Below are 18,269 nucleotides of genomic sequence, written 5' to 3'. Positions count from 1 at the left end.
GATCGGCGAGTGGAGTGCGCAGACCTTAGAACGCGGGAAAGACCGAATTGAAGATCCGGAAGTCCTTAACAGTTAACTGGCGGGCCAGTCCCATTCGAAGCCGTACCGGCCGGGGCCGAAGTTCAGCGCGACCCCGTGCACCGCACCGGATTCCGGGACGACGTCGGCTGCTTCACCCGGTTCGGCGAACCGGCGGCACACCGCCGGAACCGCCTCAGGCGAGAACCGGATTTCGAGCACGTATTCGCGGACCGGCAGCCGGAACTTGCGTTCGTAGTTCGTCGCGACCGGGTGCGGCGCTTTGTTGACGAGCGTGTGCTCGGTGAGCACCGTTTCGCCGCGCCGCAGCGGCCTGTCGAAGAGCAGTTCGACGACGAGCAGGCCGTCCCCGGGCCGGTGCACGCTGCGGCCCGCCCGGCAGCCGCGCAGGTCGCGCAGCTCCGGCAGCGGCCGGTCGTGCTCGTCGAGGTGCAGGATCACCACCCACCGGTCCGGGCCGTCGGCTTCCGCACGCAGCACCTGCCGCGACCGGATCTCCAGTTCCTCACGGCCGGGGCCGACGACAACCACGTCGTGCTGGCCGAGCCGGGTCAGCCGCTCGTCCCAGCGGATGTCCACATCGGACACGGCGGCGTCGATGCGCCGGCCGTCCGGCCAGAACCGCCCGATCTCCGCGAGCGAGGACCGGCGCGCCCGCGGCGGCCCGAGCAAGGCGACCAGAGAACCTTCCGGTACCTCGAGAACGGCTTCGAGCTGACGCAGGCCGCGGACCGAGTCCCGCCGCTCGGGGCGGCTGCGGCCGGACTGCCAGTAGCTCAGCGTCGCCGTCGTCACCGTGACGCCGCGGGCCCGCAGGTGCTCGCGCAGCCGGTCGAGACTCAGGCCGCGAGCGCGGATCGCCGCGCGCAGGGCGGCGTCGAACGGGCCCACGCGCAGCAACGTCCCGAGGTCCGGCGACGGCACGGCCACCCGGTGATCTTAAGCGGCCCAGGCCGGACGAACGCCGTTAACAGTTAAGAATCCGGCCAAAAGCAGGCCGGCCGCCGAGTGGCAGGCAACCGTTGCCACGAAAGCCGTCCGGCCGTGACTGTGGTCGGATTCTTGACGAACGGCACAGTAGAATCAGACGAACCGGCGGCGGCCGGCGAGCGCGCCGAACACCATCTGGACGAGCAGCAACGCCAGGAGCATCGCCAGCGGCACCTGCCAGCCACCCGCGACGTCGTGCAGCAGGCCGAACAGGAACGGCCCCAGCGCGGCGAACAGGTAGCCGAAGCCCTGCGCCATCCCGGACAGGCGGGCGGTGTCGGCGCCGGTGCGGGCGCGCAACGCGATCACCGTCAGAGCCAGGGAGAACACGCTCATCCCGAGCCCGACCAGCAGGCTCCACAGCAGCGGCGACCACGACGGCGCGAGCATCAGCCCGGTCGTCCCGGCGAAGCCGAAGACGCCGAGGGTGACGATCCACAAGCCCTGGCCGCGCTGGCGGGCCGCCATCGGCGCGACGACCAGGCTGATGGGCACGGCGATCAGCGAGACCAGGCCGAACAGCAGGCCGGCTTCGTCGCGCGGCACTCCGGCGTCCATCAGCACCTGCGGGAACCAGCCCATCGCGGCGTAGGCGTAGAACGCCTGCAGGCCGAAGAAGGCCGTGACGACCCAGGCGAGCCGGTTGCGCAGCAGCGACCGGCCGGCGTCGGCGGCGTCGGCGTGACGCGGTGTCCGGCCGGTGCCGCGGGCTGCGAGAATCCACGCGACCAGCGCGACGACGGCCACCACCGCCCAGGTGCCCAGCGCCGGGCGCCAGCCGCCGAAGGTGTCGCCGAGCTGCGGGGTCACCGCCGACCCGAGGGCGCCGCCGCCCTGCAGGGCCGCGGTGTAGACGCCGGTCATGACGCCGATGCGGGCCGGGAAGGAGTCCTTGATGACCACCGGGATGAGCACGTTGATCAGGGCGATCCCGGCGGTGGCGACGAGCGTCCCGCCGAGCACCACGGCCGGGCCGTCGACCACGCGCAGGACCAGCCCGGCCGCGATCGTGGCCAGCGCGAGCGCGATCGCGGAGCCGATCCCGGCCCGGCGGGCCAGCAGCGGCGCGGCCAGCCCGGCACCGGCGAAGCAGAGCGTCGGCAACGTCGTGAGCACGCCCGCCCAGACTCCCGAGGTGCCCAGGTCCGCGCGCATTTCTTCGAGCATGGGCCCGACCCCGGTGATCGCCGGGCGCAGGTTGAGGGCGGTGAGCACCACCGCGACCGCGAGGAGCGCGCCGGCGGCGACCACGCCCGGCGTCCGGACCTCGATGGCGCCGTCCAGCTCGGGTTCCAGGGCGGATTCACGGTGTTCGACGCGCATGACCGCTACTATCGCATACGTAGGATGATTGGATGAAGGGATAACTCCTGTGCCTTTGGCCACCACCCGGCGGGCCGGCCTGGTCGACCAGGTCATCGAGCAGCTGCGCACCGCCGTCGCGGAGGGCGAATGGCCCCTCGGCAAGCGCATCCCGACCGAAGCCGAGCTCGGCGAACAGCTCGGCGTCGGGCGCAACACCATCCGCGAAGCCGTACGCGCGCTCGCGCACACGGGCCTGCTCGAAGTCCGCCAGGGCGACGGCACCTACGTGCGCGCCACCAGCGAGGTGTCCGGCGCGATCCGCCGCCTCTGCGGCGACGAGCTGCGCGAGGTCCTGCAGGTCCGGCGCACCCTCGAAGCCGAAGGCGCCCGCCTCGCCGCGTTGTCGCGCACCGAGGAGGAGGTGGCGGAGCTGTGGTCGCTGCTGGTCCGCCGCGAGGTCGAGCTGCGCGAACGGCGCTGGGAGGACTTCGCGCGCACCGACGCCGAGTTCCACTCGGCGGTCGTGCGCGCCGGGCACAACGGACTGCTCACCGAGCTCCACCGCGGCCTCACCGAGGTCATCACGGCGAGCATCGCGGCGACGTCGAGCATCACGCCGGGCGTCGAGCACGTTCCGGAGATCGGCCACGAAGGTCTTGCCGAAGCCATCGCCCGGCGCGATCCCGATCGCGCGGCGGCCGAGGCCTGCGGCTTCCTGGACGAGCTCCTGGAGCGCGTCGAACGCTCCTGACCTGGACTTTCGGACCTGATGGCACCACTTCTGACCCTTAAGGGTGCCATTTCAGGGTTGTCGTGGCACCACTGCAGTGCCACAGTAATGCCATGGACCTGACGCCCTTCGTGGACGAACTCCGCCGGGAGCTCGCGGTCGCCGCCGAAGCGGCGGGCGAGGAAGCCGTCGCTCTCGCCGAGCGGCTCACCGCGCCGCTCGAATCGGCGATCCGGCTCACCCTGCTCGACGTGCTTTCGGCCGCGACCGACGAGATCACCCGCGACCTCGCTCCCGGCTCCGTCGAAGTGCGCCTTCGCCGCCGCGAGGCCGAGTTCGCCGTTTCGCTGCCCACCCCACCCGAACCCGCACCCGCCGAGGCACCACCGCCCCCGCCGGAGCCCGACGACGGCGCCGTCGCGCGGATCAACCTGCGCCTGCCCGAGCAGCTCAAGCAGCGCGTCGAAGAAGCCGCGGCCAGGGACCGGATCTCCATCAACGCCTGGCTCGTCCGGGCCGCGAACAGCGCGCTCGGCCCCGGCCGGAGCCAGCCGCCGCCGCGCCGCTCGGCCTTCGGTGAGAAGTACACCGGCTGGGTTCAGTAACTCCCCCCCTTCCTTCACGTCTCCGACCTGCGGAGACGCCACCCGAGCACCCCAGGAGGGCGCAGCCATGCCTGTTTTCCCCACCCCCGAGCCGATCACGGCCACGATCGACGTGAGCGTCGCGGACGTCCGGATCGTCGCCAGCGAGCGTGCGGAGACCACCGTCGAGATCGAACCCGCCGACCCGACCGACGGCGAGGACGTCAAGGCCGTGGCCCGGACCCACGTCGAGTTCGCCGGCGGCGAGCTGCTGGTCAAGGGCCCGAAGTACGTCACCAAGCTCTGGGGCAAGGCCGGCGCCCTGCACATCACCGTCGAGCTGCCGGCCGGCTCCCGGATCCGCGGTACCGCCGCGATGGGCGACTTCCGCGTCGGCGGCCGCATCGGGGACAGCCGGCTCAAGACCTCCGTCGGCGACATCCACCTCGACGAAGCCGCCGTGATCGAGGCGAGCACCGCCACCGGCGACGTCACCGTCGACCGCGCCACCGGGCACGCCGAGGTCCACACCGGCTCCGGCGAGCTGCGGATCCGCGAGATCGACGGCACCGCCGTGCTGAAGAACTCCAACGGCGAGACCCGCGTCGGCGAGGTGACCGGCGACCTGCGCGTCAGCGTCGCCAACGGGGACATCCTCGTCGACGTCGCCCACGCGGGCGTGCACGCCAAGACCGCGTCCGGCGACATCCGGATCGGCGAGGTCATCCGCGACCGCGTCGTCCTCGAGACCGCCGTCGGCGAGATCGAGGTCGGCATCCGCGAGGGCAGCGCCGCGTGGCTCGAGCTCAACTCGCTGACCGGCAGCGTGCGCAACACGCTCAGCGCCACCGACGGCCCCGGTGCCAGCACCGAGACCGTCGAGGTCAAGGCCCACACCTACACCGGCGACATCGTCATCCGCCGCGCCTGAAGACTCCGCACACGCAAAGGGGAAGATCCATGTCAGACGCCATCGTGGCCGAGGGACTGGTCAAGAAGTACGGGAAGGTCACCGCGCTCGACGAGATGTCGTTGCGGGTGCCGGAAGGCACGGTGCTCGGCGTGCTCGGGCCGAACGGCGCCGGAAAGACCACCACCGTCCAGATCCTCACGACACTCCAGCAGCCGGACGCGGGCCGTGCGACGGTCGCCGGGTTCGACGTCGTGAAGGACGCGCAGCAGCTGCGTACGCACATCGGCGCGTCGGGGCAGTACGCCGCCGTCGACCTCGAGCTGACCGGGGCCGAGAACCTCGAGATGGTCGGCAGGCTCTACCACCTGGGCACCAAGCGGGCCAAGGCACGCGGCCGGGAACTGCTGGCCCGGTTCAGCCTGGACGCCGCCGCCGACCGCCCGGTCAAGGGCTACTCCGGCGGCATGCGGCGCCGGCTCGACCTGGCCGGAGCGCTGGTGGCGAACCCGCCGGTGCTGTTCCTCGACGAGCCCACCACCGGGCTCGACCCGCGGGCCCGCACCGAGCTGTGGGACGTCATCACCGAACTGGTCGCCGGCGGCACCACGCTGCTGCTGACCACGCAGTACCTCGAAGAGGCCGACCGGCTGGCCGACAGCATCGCCGTCATCGACCACGGGCGCGTGATCGCCCGCGGCACCGCCGACGAGCTCAAGGACCTCGTCGGCGGCGAGCGGATCGAGCTGACCGTCGGCACGCACGACGACGTCGCCGTGGCCCGGCGGACGCTGGCCGGGCTGGGCGGCGGTGAGCCGCAGGCCGAGGGCTTCCGCCTCACCGTGCCCGTGACCCACGGCGCGAAAGCGCTTACCGAAGCGCTGGCGCTGCTCGCCGCCGACGGCGTCGACGTCCGCGACGTCGGCCTCCGCCGCCCGACCCTCGACGACGTTTTTCTCACCCTGACCGGCCACGACGTGGCCGAGACCGTGAAGGAGGCCGTGTGATGAACGCGGTGCAGATGGCCGTCACCGACGGCGTGACGATCGCCAAGCGCAACTCGATCAAGATCTTCCGGTCGCTGGACCTGCTCGGGTCCCTCGTGTTCACGCCGGTGATGTTCGTGCTGCTCTTCGGCTACGTGTTCGGCAGCGTGATCGACGTCCCCGGGTTGTCGTACCGCGAGTTCATGCTGCCCGGGATCTTCACCCTCGCGGTGGCGATGGGCGGCATCGTCACCGGCTACGGACTGACCGACGACCTGCAGAAGGGCATCATCGACCGGTTCCGCTCACTGCCGATGTCGCCCGCCGCCGTGCTGATCGGGCGGACCACCGCGGACCTCATCCTCAGCACGGCGAGCCTGCTCATCATGGGCCTGGTCGGCCTGCTGGTCGGCTGGCGCATCCACACGAGCGTGCTCGAGGCGCTGGGCGGGATCGTCCTGCTGCTGGCCTTCTCCTATGCGCTGTCGTGGGTGATGGGCGCGCTCGGGCTGGCCGTGCGCAAGCCCGAGGTGTTCAACAACGTGTCGATGGTGGTCGTCTTCCCGCTGACGTTCCTGGCCAACACGTTCGTCGACAGCGGCCGGCTGCCCGGCCCGCTGCGGGCGATCGCGGACTGGAACCCGGTCTCGGCGATCACGCAGGCGGCGCGGGAGCTGTTCGGCAACACGAGCGCGGCCCTCCCGCCGCGCGACGTCTGGCCGATGCAGCACGCGCTCCTGGCGTCGGTGCTGTGGATCGCGCTGCTGCTGGCGATCTTCGTGCCGCTTTCGGTGCGCTGCTACAAGAAGGCCACGAGCCACTGACTCAGGGCAGCGTGAGGATCTCGCTGCCGTCGGCCGTCACCACGAGGGTGTGCTCGAACTGGGCCGTCCACTTCTTGTCCTTCGTGGTGACGGTCCAGTCGTCGGGCCAGATGTCGTAGTCGATGGTGCCCAGGGTGATCATCGGCTCGATCGTGAAGGTCATGCCCTCCTCGATGATCGTGTCGACGGAGGGCTCTTCGTAGTGCAGGACCGTGGGCGGCGTGTGGAACGCGGGGCCGACGCCGTGGCCGGTGAAGTCGCGGACCACGCCGTAGCCGAAGCGCTTCGCGTAGGACTCGATGACCCGGCCGATCACGTTGAGCTGCCGGCCCGGCCGGACCGCCTTGATCGCCCGCATCGTCGCCTCGCGGGTGCGCTCCACCAGCAGGCGCGCCTCCTCGGAGACGTCGCCGGCCAGGAACGTCGCGTTCGTGTCGCCGTGGACGCCGCCGATGTAGGCCGTCACGTCGATGTTGCAGATGTCGCCGTCCTCGATCACCGTCGAGTCCGGGATGCCGTGGCAGATGACCTCGTTGAGCGAGGTGCAGCACGACTTCGGGAACCGGCGGTAGCCCAGCGTCGAGGGGTAGGCGTGGTGGTCGAGCAGGAACTCGTGCACCACCTTGTCGATGTCGTCGGTGGTCGCTCCCGGCTTGACGGCCTTGCCGCCCTCCTCCAGCGCCTGCGCCGCGATCCGGCTCGCGACCCGCATCGCCTCGATCACCTCGGGCGTGCGCACGCCACTGCCGGTGTCCCGCTTCGGCGCCGGCTTGTCCACGTACTCGGGACGGGCGATGGAACTGGGGACGTCACGGCGCGGCGTCTGGACGCCGGGAACCAGCGGGGCACGAACGGACATGCCCCCACTTTACGACGGCCCGCTCAGCCGACCCCCGCCAGGAACCGGTGCGCGGCCTGCACCGCCGGTTTGGACGACCCGGCCTCGGTCAGCAGCACGGCGAACGCCAGGTCACCGCGGTAGCCGACGAACCAGCCGTGCGAGCGGGAGCCGTCGCCGAACTGTGCGGTGCCGGTCTTGCCCGCGACGTCGGGGATGTCCCGCAGCCCGGTCGCGGTCCCCGCGGTGACGACCTCGCGCATCATCCCGCGCAGGGCGCCCAGGACGTCGTCCGACGGGGGGTCGCCGACGTTCTGCGTGGTCGCGGGCAGGCCCTTGACGATCGACGGCGTCGGCACCTTCCCCGCCTGCACCGTGGCCGCGGCCAGTGCCAGGCCGAACGGGCTGGTCACCACCGTGCCCTGGCCGAAGCCGTTCTCGGCGCGCTGGACGGCCGAGTCGCTGGCCGGGACGGCGCCGGTGACCGTGGTCAGGCCGGGGACGACGAAGTCCGCGCCGATCCCGAACGAGCGGGCGGCGTCGGTGAGCGCCGACGACGGCAGCCCGGCGGCGAGCCGGGCGAAGGTCGTGTTGCACGAGCGCGCGAACGCCGTCGTCAGCGGGACGCGGCCGAGGTCGAACCGGCCTTCGTTCGGGACGACGCGGTTCTCGATCGTCGTGGTGCCGGGGCAGTCGACCGGGCTGCCGGCGTCGACGTCGCCGGTCGCCAGCGCGGCCGCCGCCGTCACGATCTTGAACGTCGACCCGGGCGGGAAGCGGCCGGCCAGTGCCAGCGAGCCCTCGTCGTCGGCGGGCCGGTTCTGCGCGACGGCGAGGATGTCGCCGCTCGAGGGCTGGATCGCCACCAGAGCGGCCGGGTACGGCTCGGTTTCCAAGGCCTTCTCGGCGACGGCCTGGATCCGCGCGCTGAGCGTGCTGGTGACGGCCGCCGACGGCCGCGGCGGCTCCGCTTTCAGCTCGGAGACCTCGCTGCCGGTGACGCCACGGGTGATGATCCGCCAGCCCGCCGCACCCGCCAGCTGCTGCTCGACCAGCGCGCGGATGCCGGGGAGGACCTGCTGCCCGGAACCGCGGGTGACCGGCAGCAGCCGCTCCTGGCTGGCGAACCGGACGCCGGGCAGGTCGTAGATCACCGGCTTGACCCGCTGGTAGTCGCCGGCGCGCAGGCTGATCACCGGGTAGGCGTCCCCGGGCTTGGTCTTGCTCATCCCGTCCAGCACCGAGCGGCCGGTGACCGACGGCTCGAAGCGGTGCAGCGCCTTCGCGAGCGAGCCGGCGACGGCGCTCGCGTTGCCCGTCTTCTGCGGGTCGACGGCCACCCCGATCACGGTCTGCGGGCGCATCAGCGGCACGCCGTCGCGGTCGAGGACCGGCGCGGTGTCGGGCAGCTGCGGCAGCAGGCCGAGGGTCTGGCCCACAGCGAGCTGCGGGTGCACGACCGTCGGCTGCCAGTGCACCTGCCAGCCGTTCTCGGCCGCGCGCAGCAGGGCATCGGCGCGGTAGGTCCAGGTGCGGCCGTGCGGCAGGTGCCAGGTGAGCTGGTAGCCGGCGGTGACGGTGTCGCCGTTCGGCTCCTTCACCTCTTCGTCGTCGACGTCCAGGGACTCGGGCTCGAGCACGCCGCGGACCTGGGACAGCACGGTCGCGGCCGCGTCCGGCGAGTCGGTGTTCGCGGCCGCGGCGGCGACGTCCCCGGACGCGACGGCGTCGAGGAAGGCCGAAAGAGCGTCCTCGGGATCGTTGCCCGAGCACCCGGCCGTGGTCGCGGCGACGAGCAGCAGCACCGCGAGCGCACCGCGGCGTCGACGTGCACTCATGGCGGGATGATGCCTGGTCAGCAGGGGTGTCCCAGCGTCGAAACGCCGCCACGGAAGAGTGGCTAGAAGAGCACCGTCGCGTACTGGCCGACCTGCTGGAAGCCGATCTTGCGGTAGGCCGCGAGGGCCGGGGTGTTGAAGGCGTTGACGTAGAGGCTGGCGGTGCGGCCGAGGCCTTTGACCAGCCGGTTCACCACCGCGGCGGTGCCGGCGGTGCCGAGGCCGTCGCCGCGTCGATCGGGGTGCACCCAGACGCCCTGGATCTGCCCGACGGTCGCCGACATCGCGCCGATCTCGGCCTTGAACACGACCTCGCCGTGCTCGAACCGCGCGAACGCGCGCCCGGCGCCGATCAGCTCGGTGACGCGGGCGCGGTAGCTGGCGCCGCCGTCGCCGCTGCGCGGGTCGACGCCGACCTCTTCGATGAACATCGCGACGGCCGCGGGCAGGTACCGCTCGAGCTCGTCCGGCCGGACCGGGCGGACCAGCGGGTCGGCGGCGACGAGCGGGGTGCTGTCGAGGGCCATCAGCGGCTGGTCGTCACGGACCTCGCGGGCCGGGCCCCATTCGTCTTCGAGCTCCTCCCACAGCCCGAGGACCTGCTCGGCCGGGCCGACGAGGGAAGAACAGGTGCGTTGACGGCGCAGGGCGCGGTCGGCGAACGAGCGCAACGCGGGGGCGTTGCCGCGGAGGGGGATGAGGTTGGGCCCGGAAAAGCACAGGCCTTGGAGCCGTCCGGCCCGGACCGGACGGCTGTCGGCGGCCCAGAGCTCACCACCGAGCCGCCACGGGTCGAGACCGGCAGCCTCGACCCGGGCGCTGACCATGCAGCTGCCCACCGGGTCGGCGGCGAGCGCGGCACGGACCGCCGGATAGTCCCGATCATCGAGCAGCCGTGCACCTGCAAGCCGCAACACGGGCTCCAGGGTGCCAGATGAACAGCCGAAACGGAACGCGAGCCTCTCGACACGCTCAGATGAACGGCCGGTGTCCGGCGATCCGGGCAGAATCGAAGACATGCAGCGCTACACGTACAAGGTGGTCGAGGTCCGCGAGAAGCTCCTGGGCGGCAAGATGTCCGGGGACAAGCTCGAGAAGCTGCTCAACGACCACGCCGGGGACGGGTGGCAGCTCAAGGCCATCACGTCGGCCGAGGTCAAGGGCCGGGTCGGGCCCGGCGGGGTCGACGGGTTGCTGGTCACCTTCGAACGACCGGTGCAGTAGACGGCTCGCGGCCCGGCCGGCCGCCGCGGCAGGAGCGCCGCCGCACGCCGGCCCGGTTCGGCGGCGGCCCGTCGCGCGCCCCGGTCAGGCTCCGCGGTAGCTGCCGATCGTCCAGGCGTTGCCTTCCGGGTCGCGCAGGCTGAACGTGTGGGAGCCGTACTCGGTGTCCGTCAGCTCCGCCGTCACCTCCGCGCCGGCGGACTTCACCCGCGCGTGGATCTCGTCCACCTTGTCCGACACCACGTACACCGCGCCGGTGCCGGGCTTCATCGCGTCGTGGATTCCGTCCGGTGGGCGGACGCTGCCCAGCATCACCGCGCCGCCCTCGGGCCAGCGCAGCTCCGCGTGCGCGATCAGGTCGCCTTCGGGCACCACCAGAGCCTCGGTGAAGCCCAGGACGTCGACGAGGAAACGGACCGCCGCCGGGGCGTCGTCGTAGCGGAGAGCGGGCCAGACGTTCGGTTCAGGAGTCATGCCGCGAGTCTTGCCCCGCCGCCACCTCCTCGTCTTGGAGGAACGGGAGCTCCTCGGCGATCCACGTCCCCGGCGTGCACCCGGCGAGCGCTCGCCACTCGTTCGTCAGGTGCGCCTGGTCGTAGTACCCGCATTCGACGGCCAGCGAAGCCAGGTCCGCGTGCCCCTGCCGCAGCAGCCGGCCGGCCCGCTCGAACCGCAGCACCCGCGCCGCCTGCTTCGGCGCCAGACCCAGCTCCGCGCGGAACCGCTCCCCCAGGTGCCGGCGGCTCCAGCCGACCTCGCCCGCCAGGTCCGTGACGCGCACCCGGCCGTCCGCGCCCCGCATCCGCCGCCAGGCCTCCCCCAGCTCCGGCGATGGCGCCACCGGCGAGACCGCCCGGGCGGCCAGCACATCGTCGAGCAGGGCGAACCGCTCGCGCCAGGTCCGCAGCGACTGCAACTCGTCCGGCAGTGAGCCGAGGCCGAACTCGGCCAGGTCCACCACCTCGCCGCTCAGCTCCGCGGCCGTGACGCCGAACAGCGTCCGCACGCCCAGCGGGTCGAGCTCCAGCTGCAGCCCCTCCTGCCTGCGGTCCTGCCGGATCAGCACCGCGCGCGTGTGCAGCCCGCCGACCAGCGCCTGCAGGCTGTGCCCGGCCATCCGGACCGGCCCGGCCAGGCTGATGACCAGCGTCACGTACCGGGACGGCAGCCCGCGGTGGACCGGCAGCGTCACCTCGTCCTGCGCGTACCCGACGTAGCGCGTGACCAGGGGCCGCACCACCGGGTGCGGCTGGTGGACAGCCCAGGTCACGCTCACGAATACCAGCGTAAACGTCACCACCGACAGTTCCGGTTCTGATAACACGGAGGTGCGTCCCCACCGCGGAAGGAACCACCGATGACGATCCAGGAGCAGGCGCAGCAGCTGGAGCTGCTCGCCGACCAGGTGCCCACCGGCATCGCGCTCGCCACCAAGAGCGACCTCGAAGACCTGCAGGCGCAGGTGCTCGGCCTGCTCGGGGAGACCTCGACCGCGACCGCGATCCAGGGTTCGATCCAGCTGGCGTCGCAGCAGATCGACGAGGTCGCCGCCGCGCTGGAGAACGTCCGCCTGCAGATCCGCGACGCCGCCCAGCACCACCTGCAGGGTTGACCCCGGCAAAGCCGGGAAAGCCTCCTCACCGACCATCACGGCCGGTGAGGAGGCTTTCCAAAACGTCCGGAACTCAGCCGGCGGTGACCACGGGCTCGCCCTCGCCGAGGGACTCCCCCGCCTCTTCGGCGATGCGCATGGCCTCTTCGATGAGCGTCTCGACGATCGCGTGCTCGGGCACGGTCTTGATGACCTCGCCCTTGACGAAGATCTGGCCCTTGCCGTTGCCCGACGCGACACCGAGGTCGGCCTCGCGGGCCTCGCCCGGGCCGTTCACGACGCAGCCCATGACCGCGACGCGCAGCGGGATCTCCATGCCCTCGAGCCCGGCGGTGACCTGCTCGGCGAGCGTGTAGACGTCCACCTGCGCGCGCCCGCACGACGGGCACGACACGATCTCCAGCTTGCGCTGCTTGAGGTTCAGCGACTGCAGGATCTGGATGCCGACCTTGACCTCTTCGACCGGCGGCGCGGACAGCGAGACGCGGATCGTGTCGCCGATGCCCTGGCGCAGCAGCGCGCCGAACGCGACGGCCGACTTGATCGTGCCCTGGAACGCCGGGCCCGCCTCGGTGACGCCGAGGTGCAGCGGGTAGGTGCACTGCTCGGCGAGCAGCTCGTACGCGCGCACCATGACCACCGGGTCGTTGTGCTTCACGGAGATCTTGATGTCGTGGAAGTCGTGCTCGGCGAACAGCGACGCCTCCCACAGCGCCGACTCGGCCAGCGCTTCCGGCGTCGCCTTGCCGTACTTGTCCATGATCCGCTTGTCCAGCGAACCGGCGTTGACACCGATCCGGATCGGCGTGCCGTGGTCCTTCGCGGCCTGCGCGATCTCCTTGACCTGGTCGTCGAACTTCCGGATGTTGCCCGGGTTCACGCGCACCGCGGCGCAGCCGGCCTCGATGGCGGCGAAGACGTACTTCGGCTGGAAGTGGATGTCGGCGATCACCGGGATCTGCGACTTCTTCGCGATCGCGGGCAGCGCCTCGGCGTCGTCGGCCGACGGGCACGCGACGCGGACGATGTCGCAGCCCGCGGCGGTCAGCTCGGCGATCTGCTGCAGGGTGGCGTTGACGTCGGAGGTGAGCGTCGTCGTCATCGACTGCACGGAAATCGGGTGGTCGCTGCCGACGCCGACCGAGCCCACCTGGAGCTGGCGGGTCTTGCGGCGCTCGGAGAGGACGGGCGGGGGCAGGGCGGGCATACCGAGTGCGACGGTCACGGTTTCCAGCGTACCTACCCCGACCGGGCCACCTTCACCAAGTCAACCGTCACGGTGAGCAGCGTTACGCCCCGTACGACCCGTCACGGAGGAGCCGGAACCCCTCCGTGACGGGGCGCTACTGCAGACGAATCGGGTTGACGATGTCGGCTGTCACCGTGAGTAGAGTCACCGCGCCGCCGATCAGCACCAGCACCATCGTGATCCCGGACAACCGGGTGTAGTCGACCGGTCCGCCGGCCGCCTTGCCCCGCCGGGCGCGGATCCAGTCGCGGACGCGCTCGTACCAGACCACCGCGATGTGCCCGCCGTCGAGCGGCAGCAGCGGCAGCAGGTTGAACACGCCGATGAAGAAGTTCAGGCTGGCCAGCAGGAAGAAGAACAGCACCCAGATGCCCCGCTCGACGGCCTCGCCGCCGATCCGGCTCGCGCCGACGACGCTGACCGGGGTGTTCGGGTCGCGCTCACCGCCGAAGATCGCGGTGACGACGGCCGGGATGCGCTCGGGGAACTCGACGAGCCGCTGGGCCGTCTCGGAGAACATCGTGCCGGTGAAGCTGAACGTCGCGCCGACCGCGGCGATCGGGCCGTACTGCGTGGTCGCGGCCGGGAGCTGCGGCGAAGCGCCGATCATCCCGACCTCCTTGACGCCGGCGGCGCTCCAGCGCTGCACCTTCGGCACGTCGACGATGAGCGACAGGCGCTGGTCGCCGCGCTGGACGTCGAACTCCGTCGGGCCGCTGGTGGCCTGCACGGTGGCGAGCATCTCGTCCCAGGTGGCGATCGGCTTGCCGCCGATCGAAAGGATCTTGTCCCCGGCCCGCAGCCCCGCCGCCTCCGCGGGACGCGCGGCGCCCTGCGGGCAGTTGGCGTCCTGCGCCTGCTCCTTCGTCGTGGCCGAGCGGGCGCACGAGGTCGCGGCCAGCACGGGCTCGGTCGTGGTGGGGCCGGCCAGGTTCGGCAGCCCCATCGTCACGGCCATCAGGTAGAGCACGACGAACCCGAGGATGAAGTGCGTGACCGACCCGGCGGACATCACGACGGTGCGCTTCCAGGTCTTGAACCGCCACATCGCGCGCGGCGCCTCGTCCGGCGTCACCTCGTCGAGCGCCGTCATGCCCGCGATGTCGCAGAACCCGCCGAGCGGGATCCACTTCAGGCCGTATTCGGTCTCCCCGCGGCGCCAGGAGAACACGGTGGGACCGAAGCCCACGAAGTACCGGCGGACCTTCATGCCGAAGGCCTTCGCGGTGACCATGTGGCCCGCCTCGTGCAGTGCGACTGAGACACAGATCCCCAGCGCGAAGAGCACCACACCGATGATGTAGGACACCCGCTACTTCCCCTCGATGATCGAACCGGCCCGCGCGCGAGCCCAGCGCTCGGCGGCGAGAACGTCCTCGACGTCGCGAGGTTCGCGACGCCACTCGTCGGCAGCTCCCACCACCTCGGAAACAGTGTCCACTATCGACGTGAAGCGGGTGTTCTGCGCGAGGAAAGCGGCCACCAGCTCCTCGTTCGCCGCGTTGTAGACGGCGGGCAGACAGCCACCCACCGTGCCGCAGTGGCGAGCCAGCTCGACGGCGGGGAAAGCGTCGTCGTCCAGCGGCTCGAAAGTCCAGGTCGCGGCCTTGTCCCAGGTGCAGGCGGGTGCGGCGGCGGGCACCCGGTCGGGCCAGTGCAGGGCGAGCGCGATCGGCAGCCGCATGTCCGGCGGGCTGGCCTGGGCGATCGTCGAGCCGTCGGTGAAGGTCACCATCGAGTGCACGATCGACTGCGGGTGCACGGTGACGTCGATCCGCTCCGGCTCGATGTCGAACAGCAGCGCCGCCTCGATCAGCTCCAGGCCCTTGTTGACCAGGGTGGCGGAGTTGATGGTGATCAGCGGGCCCATCGACCAGGTCGGGTGCGCCATCGCCTGCTCGACGGTCACGTCGGCCAGCTCGGCGCGCTTGCGGCCGCGGAAGGGGCCACCGGAGGCGGTGAGGACGAGCCGGGCGACTTCGGTCTGCTTCCCGGCGCGCAGGGCCTGCGCGATGGCGGAGTGCTCGGAGTCGACGGGCACGAGCTGCCCGGGCTTCGCGGCGGCGAGGACGAGCGGCCCCCCGGCGATGAGCGACTCCTTGTTCGCGAGCGCGAGGGTGGCGCCGGTGGCGAGTGCTTTGAGCGTCGGCTCCAGGCCGCGGGAGCCGGGCAGGGCGTTGAGGACGGTGTCGACCTTCACCGCGTCGATCAGCTCGGTGACGGCGTCGGAGCCCGCGAAGAGCCGCGGGAGCTTGAAGTCTCCTTGGTCGTAGCCGCGCTTCTGCGCTTCGGCGTACAGCGCGAGCTGCACGTCTTCGGCGGCCGTGGCCTTGGTGACGGCGACGGCCTCGACGCCGTGGGCGAGCGCCTGCGCGGCGAGCGCGGCCGGGTCGGCGCCGCCGGCCGCGATGCCGGCCACGCGGAAGAGGTGCGGGTTGCGGGCCGCGACGTCGAGGGCCTGCACACCGATGGACCCGGTGGAGCCGAGCACGAGAACGCTTCGCGAGGTAGTCATCGCGGGTCATTGTCGCGCGGGCCGTGTCCGCGGCGCACCCGGAGGTTCGGTGGCGCGGACCTGGGCGGGCGCGAGGCGAGGCCGCCGGGGAATCCGGCACCCGCGGAGCGCTCGCCTCGCACCGGGTCGCACACCCGCGGAACCGGACCGCGCCACGCGGACCCGCGAGGCAGGACGTCCCGCGGCGGGGGCCGTGCGCTCGGAGGTTCCGCGGCGCCGATCGCCCCTCTCGCGGCGGCGCGACGCACCCGGAGTCGCTCCGACAGCGGCGGCGCCGGGTGTCCGGCGCCACGCGGGCCGTGTCCGCGGCGCACCCGGAGGTGTGGGATCATCGGCGTGTACGTGGTTCACGGGTCTTGAGGAGTTCATCGTGGCAGGCAAGGCGGTCGAGAAGCGGCCCGAGGTCGACCCCCGCGACGAGCCGTCCGCGGCCTGGGGCTGGCACGGTTCGTTCCCGAAGGCCACCCGCATCGCCGGCTGGGTCAGCGCGATCATCCTGCTGGTGATGATCAAGGGCAACCACGAGAACAACACCGAGAACGTCTGGCTCGTCGGCCTCTCGCTGTTCCTGATCCTGCTGCTCGTGCTGGACATCCGCAAGCAGCGCACAGCCTGGCGCAAGTAGTTCGTTACCGGCTAACCTCCCCGGCATGAAGCTGCGCTGGGGTCTGGCTCTCGTCGGTGTTCTGGGTGCGTTGCTGGTGGCGCCGGCTTCGGCGTCCGCGTCGCCCGTGGTAACTCGGTGCGAGTTCACGCCGACCCCCGACAATCCGGCCGCGCGTCCCGTGGTCCGTCCGCTGCCGTTCGCTTTGACGCGCGGGACCGTGGACGTGACGTTCCGGTTCAACTACGGCCCGGTGACGGTGCGGCTGAACCGCGCCGGGGCGGCCCCTTGCGCGGTGCACAACATGGTTTCGCTGATCGCTCAGCGGTTCTACGACCGGTCGCAGTGCTGGCGGCTGTCGAACTCTTCCCGGTTGGGTGTCCTGCAGTGCGGGGACATCTACGAGGTCGAGAAGGGCGGGCCGGGGTACAAGTTCCCGGACGAGGTTTCCGGGGCGGAGACGTACCCGCGCGGGACCGTCGCGATGGGGAACCAGGGGCCGGGGACCAACGGGTCCGAGTTCTTCATCGTGCATTCGTTCGCGAACATCCCGGCGAACTATTCGGTGCTGGGGACCGTGGTCCGCGGCATGTCGGCGATCGACCGCATGGTGGCGGACGGGATCATCCCGACCGACCCGAACGGGCCGCTGGACGGCGCTCCGGCGCACCCGGTGAAGATCCAGCGGGCCACGCTCGGCCGGTAGGTAGGTCGGCCTCTACCGGCCGACACCGAGCAGCGTCGCGATCGCGAACTTGCTCACGGTCGAGCACGCTACCGGCCACATCGTCCGAATCGTCACCCCAACGAGTGAATGCCCTCCGTGCTCGATTACATTGAGCCAGCTGTGAGCAGCCTGTGAGGGGGACTCGTGATCACGCACGACCAGTACCTGGCCACCCGAAGATTCGGTGCTCTCGACGGGGTCCGGGCCATCGCCGCCGTGCTCGTCGTCGTCTTCCACTACGGGGGACCCAACTGGGTGCGGGCCAACGGCTGGATCGGCGTCCACCTCTTCTTCGTGCTCTCCGGGTTCCTCATCACCACCCTGGCCCTGCGCGAAGAGGCCCGCAACGGCCGCGTTTCCCTCGCCGAGTTCTACATCCGGCGGGCGTTCCGGATTCTGCCCGTCTACTACGTCGTCATCGGCGTGGTCGTCGTCTTCGCCTACTTCCGGGGCATGGGCCTGCGGCACAGCGGGATCATCGAGGCGCTGCCCTGGAACGTCGCCTTCGTCGGCGAGTACCACCAGATGGCCCTGTTCGGCCAAGCCTGGACGCTCGGTGTCGAGCAGAAGTTCTACCTCGTCTGGCCGCTGCTCGCGTTCGGCGTCGGCGCGCTCGGCTTCGTGAAGCGGCTGAGCCTTTCCGTCGGGCTCGTCGCCCTCATGCTCGCCCTGATCCCCTTCATGCCCTACGCCGGCGCGTACTCGCCGATCCTCATCGGCTGCACGCTGGCGATCGTGCTGCACCACCGCAAGGGCTTCGCCGCGCTGCGGGTGTTCACGCACCCCGCCGTCGGGCTGGTGGTCGCCGCCGCGCTGGTCGCGGTCCAGACCATGTTCGGCGAGATCGCCGAGCTGCTCAGCGACGAAGGCGGCTCGATCACCGGCACGATCTACATCCTGCTGGCGGCGCTGCTGGTGCCGTCCCTGGTCGCCGGCGGCGGGCCGCTGGCCTGGTTCCTGTCGCTGAAGCCGATGCGGTTCATCGGGGAACGCTCGTACTCGCTCTACCTCATGCAGGGCGTCGTCGCGGTGGCGATCGCGGGCGCGATCCCGCAGTTCGCCCCGCACCGGACCCTCACCGCGGTCGCCGTGACGATCGTCGGGCTGCTGGGCGCCGACCTGCTCTACCGCTGGGTCGAGCTCCCGATGATCGACGTCGGCCGCCGGATCATCGCGCGTCGCCGGGCCAAGAAGGCGGAGCCGGTGGCCGAGGTCGCCGAACCCGCGCTCGTATCAGCCTGACCCGCACCGCCGTTCCGAGCCGAACGGAGAAAGCCGGGCGCCGCGCAAGGGC

20 protein-coding genes are annotated in these 18,269 nt (G+C 71.4%); 10 read left to right on the top strand and 10 right to left on the bottom strand.

What is annotated here, in order from left to right; translation table 11 throughout:
* Window positions 1-72 precede the first annotated feature (72 nt).
* Window positions 73-969, bottom strand: a complete 897-nt coding sequence (locus AA23TX_RS25680) for an XRE family transcriptional regulator (RefSeq protein ID WP_155545398.1) — start codon at window positions 967-969, stop codon at window positions 73-75.
* A 153-nt stretch (window positions 970-1,122) separates the two neighbouring features.
* Entirely contained in the window at window positions 1,123-2,352 is a 1,230-nt protein-coding gene (locus AA23TX_RS25675) for a CynX/NimT family MFS transporter (protein ID WP_155545397.1), read from the bottom strand.
* A 49-nt stretch (window positions 2,353-2,401) separates the two neighbouring features.
* Here AA23TX_RS25675 and AA23TX_RS25670 point away from each other — a divergent pair, with 49 nt between their 5' ends.
* From AA23TX_RS25670 to AA23TX_RS25650, 5 genes are all read left to right on the top strand, one after another.
* A complete protein-coding gene (locus AA23TX_RS25670) occupies window positions 2,402-3,085 on the top strand; it encodes a FadR/GntR family transcriptional regulator (protein WP_155545396.1) in 684 nt (227 codons plus the stop codon).
* 92 nt (window positions 3,086-3,177) lie between these two features.
* A complete protein-coding gene (locus AA23TX_RS25665; RefSeq protein WP_155545395.1) occupies window positions 3,178-3,669 on the top strand; it encodes a toxin-antitoxin system HicB family antitoxin in 492 nt (163 codons plus the stop codon).
* Between the two features lie 67 nt (window positions 3,670-3,736).
* Window positions 3,737-4,579 (top strand): DUF4097 family beta strand repeat-containing protein, encoded by an 843-nt coding sequence (locus tag AA23TX_RS25660; protein WP_155545394.1) that lies wholly within the window; start codon window positions 3,737-3,739, stop codon window positions 4,577-4,579.
* A 29-nt stretch (window positions 4,580-4,608) separates the two neighbouring features.
* Window positions 4,609-5,565, top strand: a complete 957-nt coding sequence (locus AA23TX_RS25655) for an ATP-binding cassette domain-containing protein (RefSeq protein WP_155545393.1) — start codon at window positions 4,609-4,611, stop codon at window positions 5,563-5,565.
* A complete protein-coding gene (locus tag AA23TX_RS25650; RefSeq protein WP_196425531.1) occupies window positions 5,565-6,368 on the top strand; it encodes an ABC transporter permease in 804 nt (267 codons plus the stop codon). The genes AA23TX_RS25655 and AA23TX_RS25650 overlap by 1 nt, the downstream gene beginning before the upstream one ends.
* Window position 6,369: 1 nt before the next feature.
* Here AA23TX_RS25650 and map read toward each other — a convergent pair whose 3' ends face one another.
* The 3 genes from map to AA23TX_RS25635 form a co-directional block, all read right to left on the bottom strand.
* A complete protein-coding gene (map, locus tag AA23TX_RS25645) occupies window positions 6,370-7,227 on the bottom strand; it encodes a type I methionyl aminopeptidase (protein ID WP_155545391.1) in 858 nt (285 codons plus the stop codon).
* 23 nt (window positions 7,228-7,250) lie between these two features.
* Window positions 7,251-9,044 (bottom strand): penicillin-binding transpeptidase domain-containing protein, encoded by a 1,794-nt coding sequence (locus AA23TX_RS25640; RefSeq protein WP_196425530.1) that lies wholly within the window; start codon window positions 9,042-9,044, stop codon window positions 7,251-7,253.
* A 62-nt stretch (window positions 9,045-9,106) separates the two neighbouring features.
* Window positions 9,107-9,961 carry a GNAT family N-acetyltransferase gene (locus AA23TX_RS25635; RefSeq protein WP_155545390.1) on the bottom strand — a complete coding sequence of 285 codons (855 nt, stop codon included), beginning with the start codon at window positions 9,959-9,961 and terminating at the stop codon, window positions 9,107-9,109.
* Window positions 9,962-10,061: 100 nt separating this feature from the next.
* On the opposite strand from AA23TX_RS25635, the gene AA23TX_RS25630 reads away from it, so the two are divergent.
* Window positions 10,062-10,268 carry a DUF4177 domain-containing protein gene (locus AA23TX_RS25630; protein WP_155545389.1) on the top strand — a complete coding sequence of 69 codons (207 nt, stop codon included), beginning with the start codon at window positions 10,062-10,064 and terminating at the stop codon, window positions 10,266-10,268.
* An 84-nt stretch (window positions 10,269-10,352) separates the two neighbouring features.
* On the opposite strand, the gene AA23TX_RS25625 is transcribed toward AA23TX_RS25630, so the two are convergent.
* Window positions 10,353-10,742: a VOC family protein gene (locus AA23TX_RS25625; RefSeq protein ID WP_155545388.1), complete on the bottom strand. Its 390-nt coding sequence runs from the start codon at window positions 10,740-10,742 to the stop codon at window positions 10,353-10,355.
* Window positions 10,732-11,544: a helix-turn-helix domain-containing protein gene (locus AA23TX_RS25620; RefSeq protein ID WP_230862701.1), complete on the bottom strand. Its 813-nt coding sequence runs from the start codon at window positions 11,542-11,544 to the stop codon at window positions 10,732-10,734. Before AA23TX_RS25620 ends, AA23TX_RS25625 begins: the two co-directional genes overlap by 11 nt.
* 81 nt (window positions 11,545-11,625) lie before the next feature.
* Between AA23TX_RS25620 and AA23TX_RS25615 the strand changes: the two genes are divergently transcribed.
* On the top strand, window positions 11,626-11,880 hold the full coding sequence (locus tag AA23TX_RS25615) for a hypothetical protein (protein WP_155545387.1): 255 nt from the start codon (window positions 11,626-11,628) through the stop codon (window positions 11,878-11,880).
* Window positions 11,881-11,953: 73 nt separating this feature from the next.
* Here AA23TX_RS25615 and ispG read toward each other — a convergent pair whose 3' ends face one another.
* From ispG to dxr, 3 genes are all read right to left on the bottom strand, one after another.
* Window positions 11,954-13,105 carry a flavodoxin-dependent (E)-4-hydroxy-3-methylbut-2-enyl-diphosphate synthase gene (gene ispG / locus AA23TX_RS25610; RefSeq protein ID WP_196425529.1) on the bottom strand — a complete coding sequence of 384 codons (1,152 nt, stop codon included), beginning with the start codon at window positions 13,103-13,105 and terminating at the stop codon, window positions 11,954-11,956.
* A 118-nt stretch (window positions 13,106-13,223) separates the two neighbouring features.
* The gene (locus AA23TX_RS25605; protein ID WP_155545386.1) at window positions 13,224-14,438 is read right to left on the bottom strand and encodes a M50 family metallopeptidase; all 1,215 of its coding nucleotides are present in this window, start codon (window positions 14,436-14,438) and stop codon (window positions 13,224-13,226) included.
* A gap of 3 nt (window positions 14,439-14,441) precedes the next feature.
* A complete protein-coding gene (gene dxr / locus AA23TX_RS25600; RefSeq protein ID WP_155545385.1) occupies window positions 14,442-15,644 on the bottom strand; it encodes a 1-deoxy-D-xylulose-5-phosphate reductoisomerase in 1,203 nt (400 codons plus the stop codon).
* Between the two features lie 370 nt (window positions 15,645-16,014).
* Here dxr and AA23TX_RS25595 point away from each other — a divergent pair, with 370 nt between their 5' ends.
* The 3 genes from AA23TX_RS25595 (at window position 16,015) to AA23TX_RS25585 (ending at window position 18,217) form a co-directional block, all read left to right on the top strand.
* Window positions 16,015-16,269 (top strand): DUF2631 domain-containing protein, encoded by a 255-nt coding sequence (locus tag AA23TX_RS25595; RefSeq protein WP_155545384.1) that lies wholly within the window; start codon window positions 16,015-16,017, stop codon window positions 16,267-16,269.
* A gap of 25 nt (window positions 16,270-16,294) precedes the next feature.
* Window positions 16,295-16,954: a peptidylprolyl isomerase gene (locus tag AA23TX_RS25590; RefSeq protein WP_155545383.1), complete on the top strand. Its 660-nt coding sequence runs from the start codon at window positions 16,295-16,297 to the stop codon at window positions 16,952-16,954.
* Between the two features lie 165 nt (window positions 16,955-17,119).
* The gene (locus AA23TX_RS25585) at window positions 17,120-18,217 is read left to right on the top strand and encodes an acyltransferase family protein (protein ID WP_155545382.1); all 1,098 of its coding nucleotides are present in this window, start codon (window positions 17,120-17,122) and stop codon (window positions 18,215-18,217) included.
* The last annotated feature ends 52 nt before the right edge of the window (window positions 18,218-18,269 follow it).

This window comes from Amycolatopsis camponoti (assembly GCF_902497555.1).
Taxonomy (GTDB): Bacteria; Actinomycetota; Actinomycetes; order Mycobacteriales; family Pseudonocardiaceae; genus Amycolatopsis; species Amycolatopsis camponoti.
The sequence above is the reverse complement of the archived record's forward strand: the minus strand, read 5'-3'. Positions and strand labels throughout refer to the sequence as shown.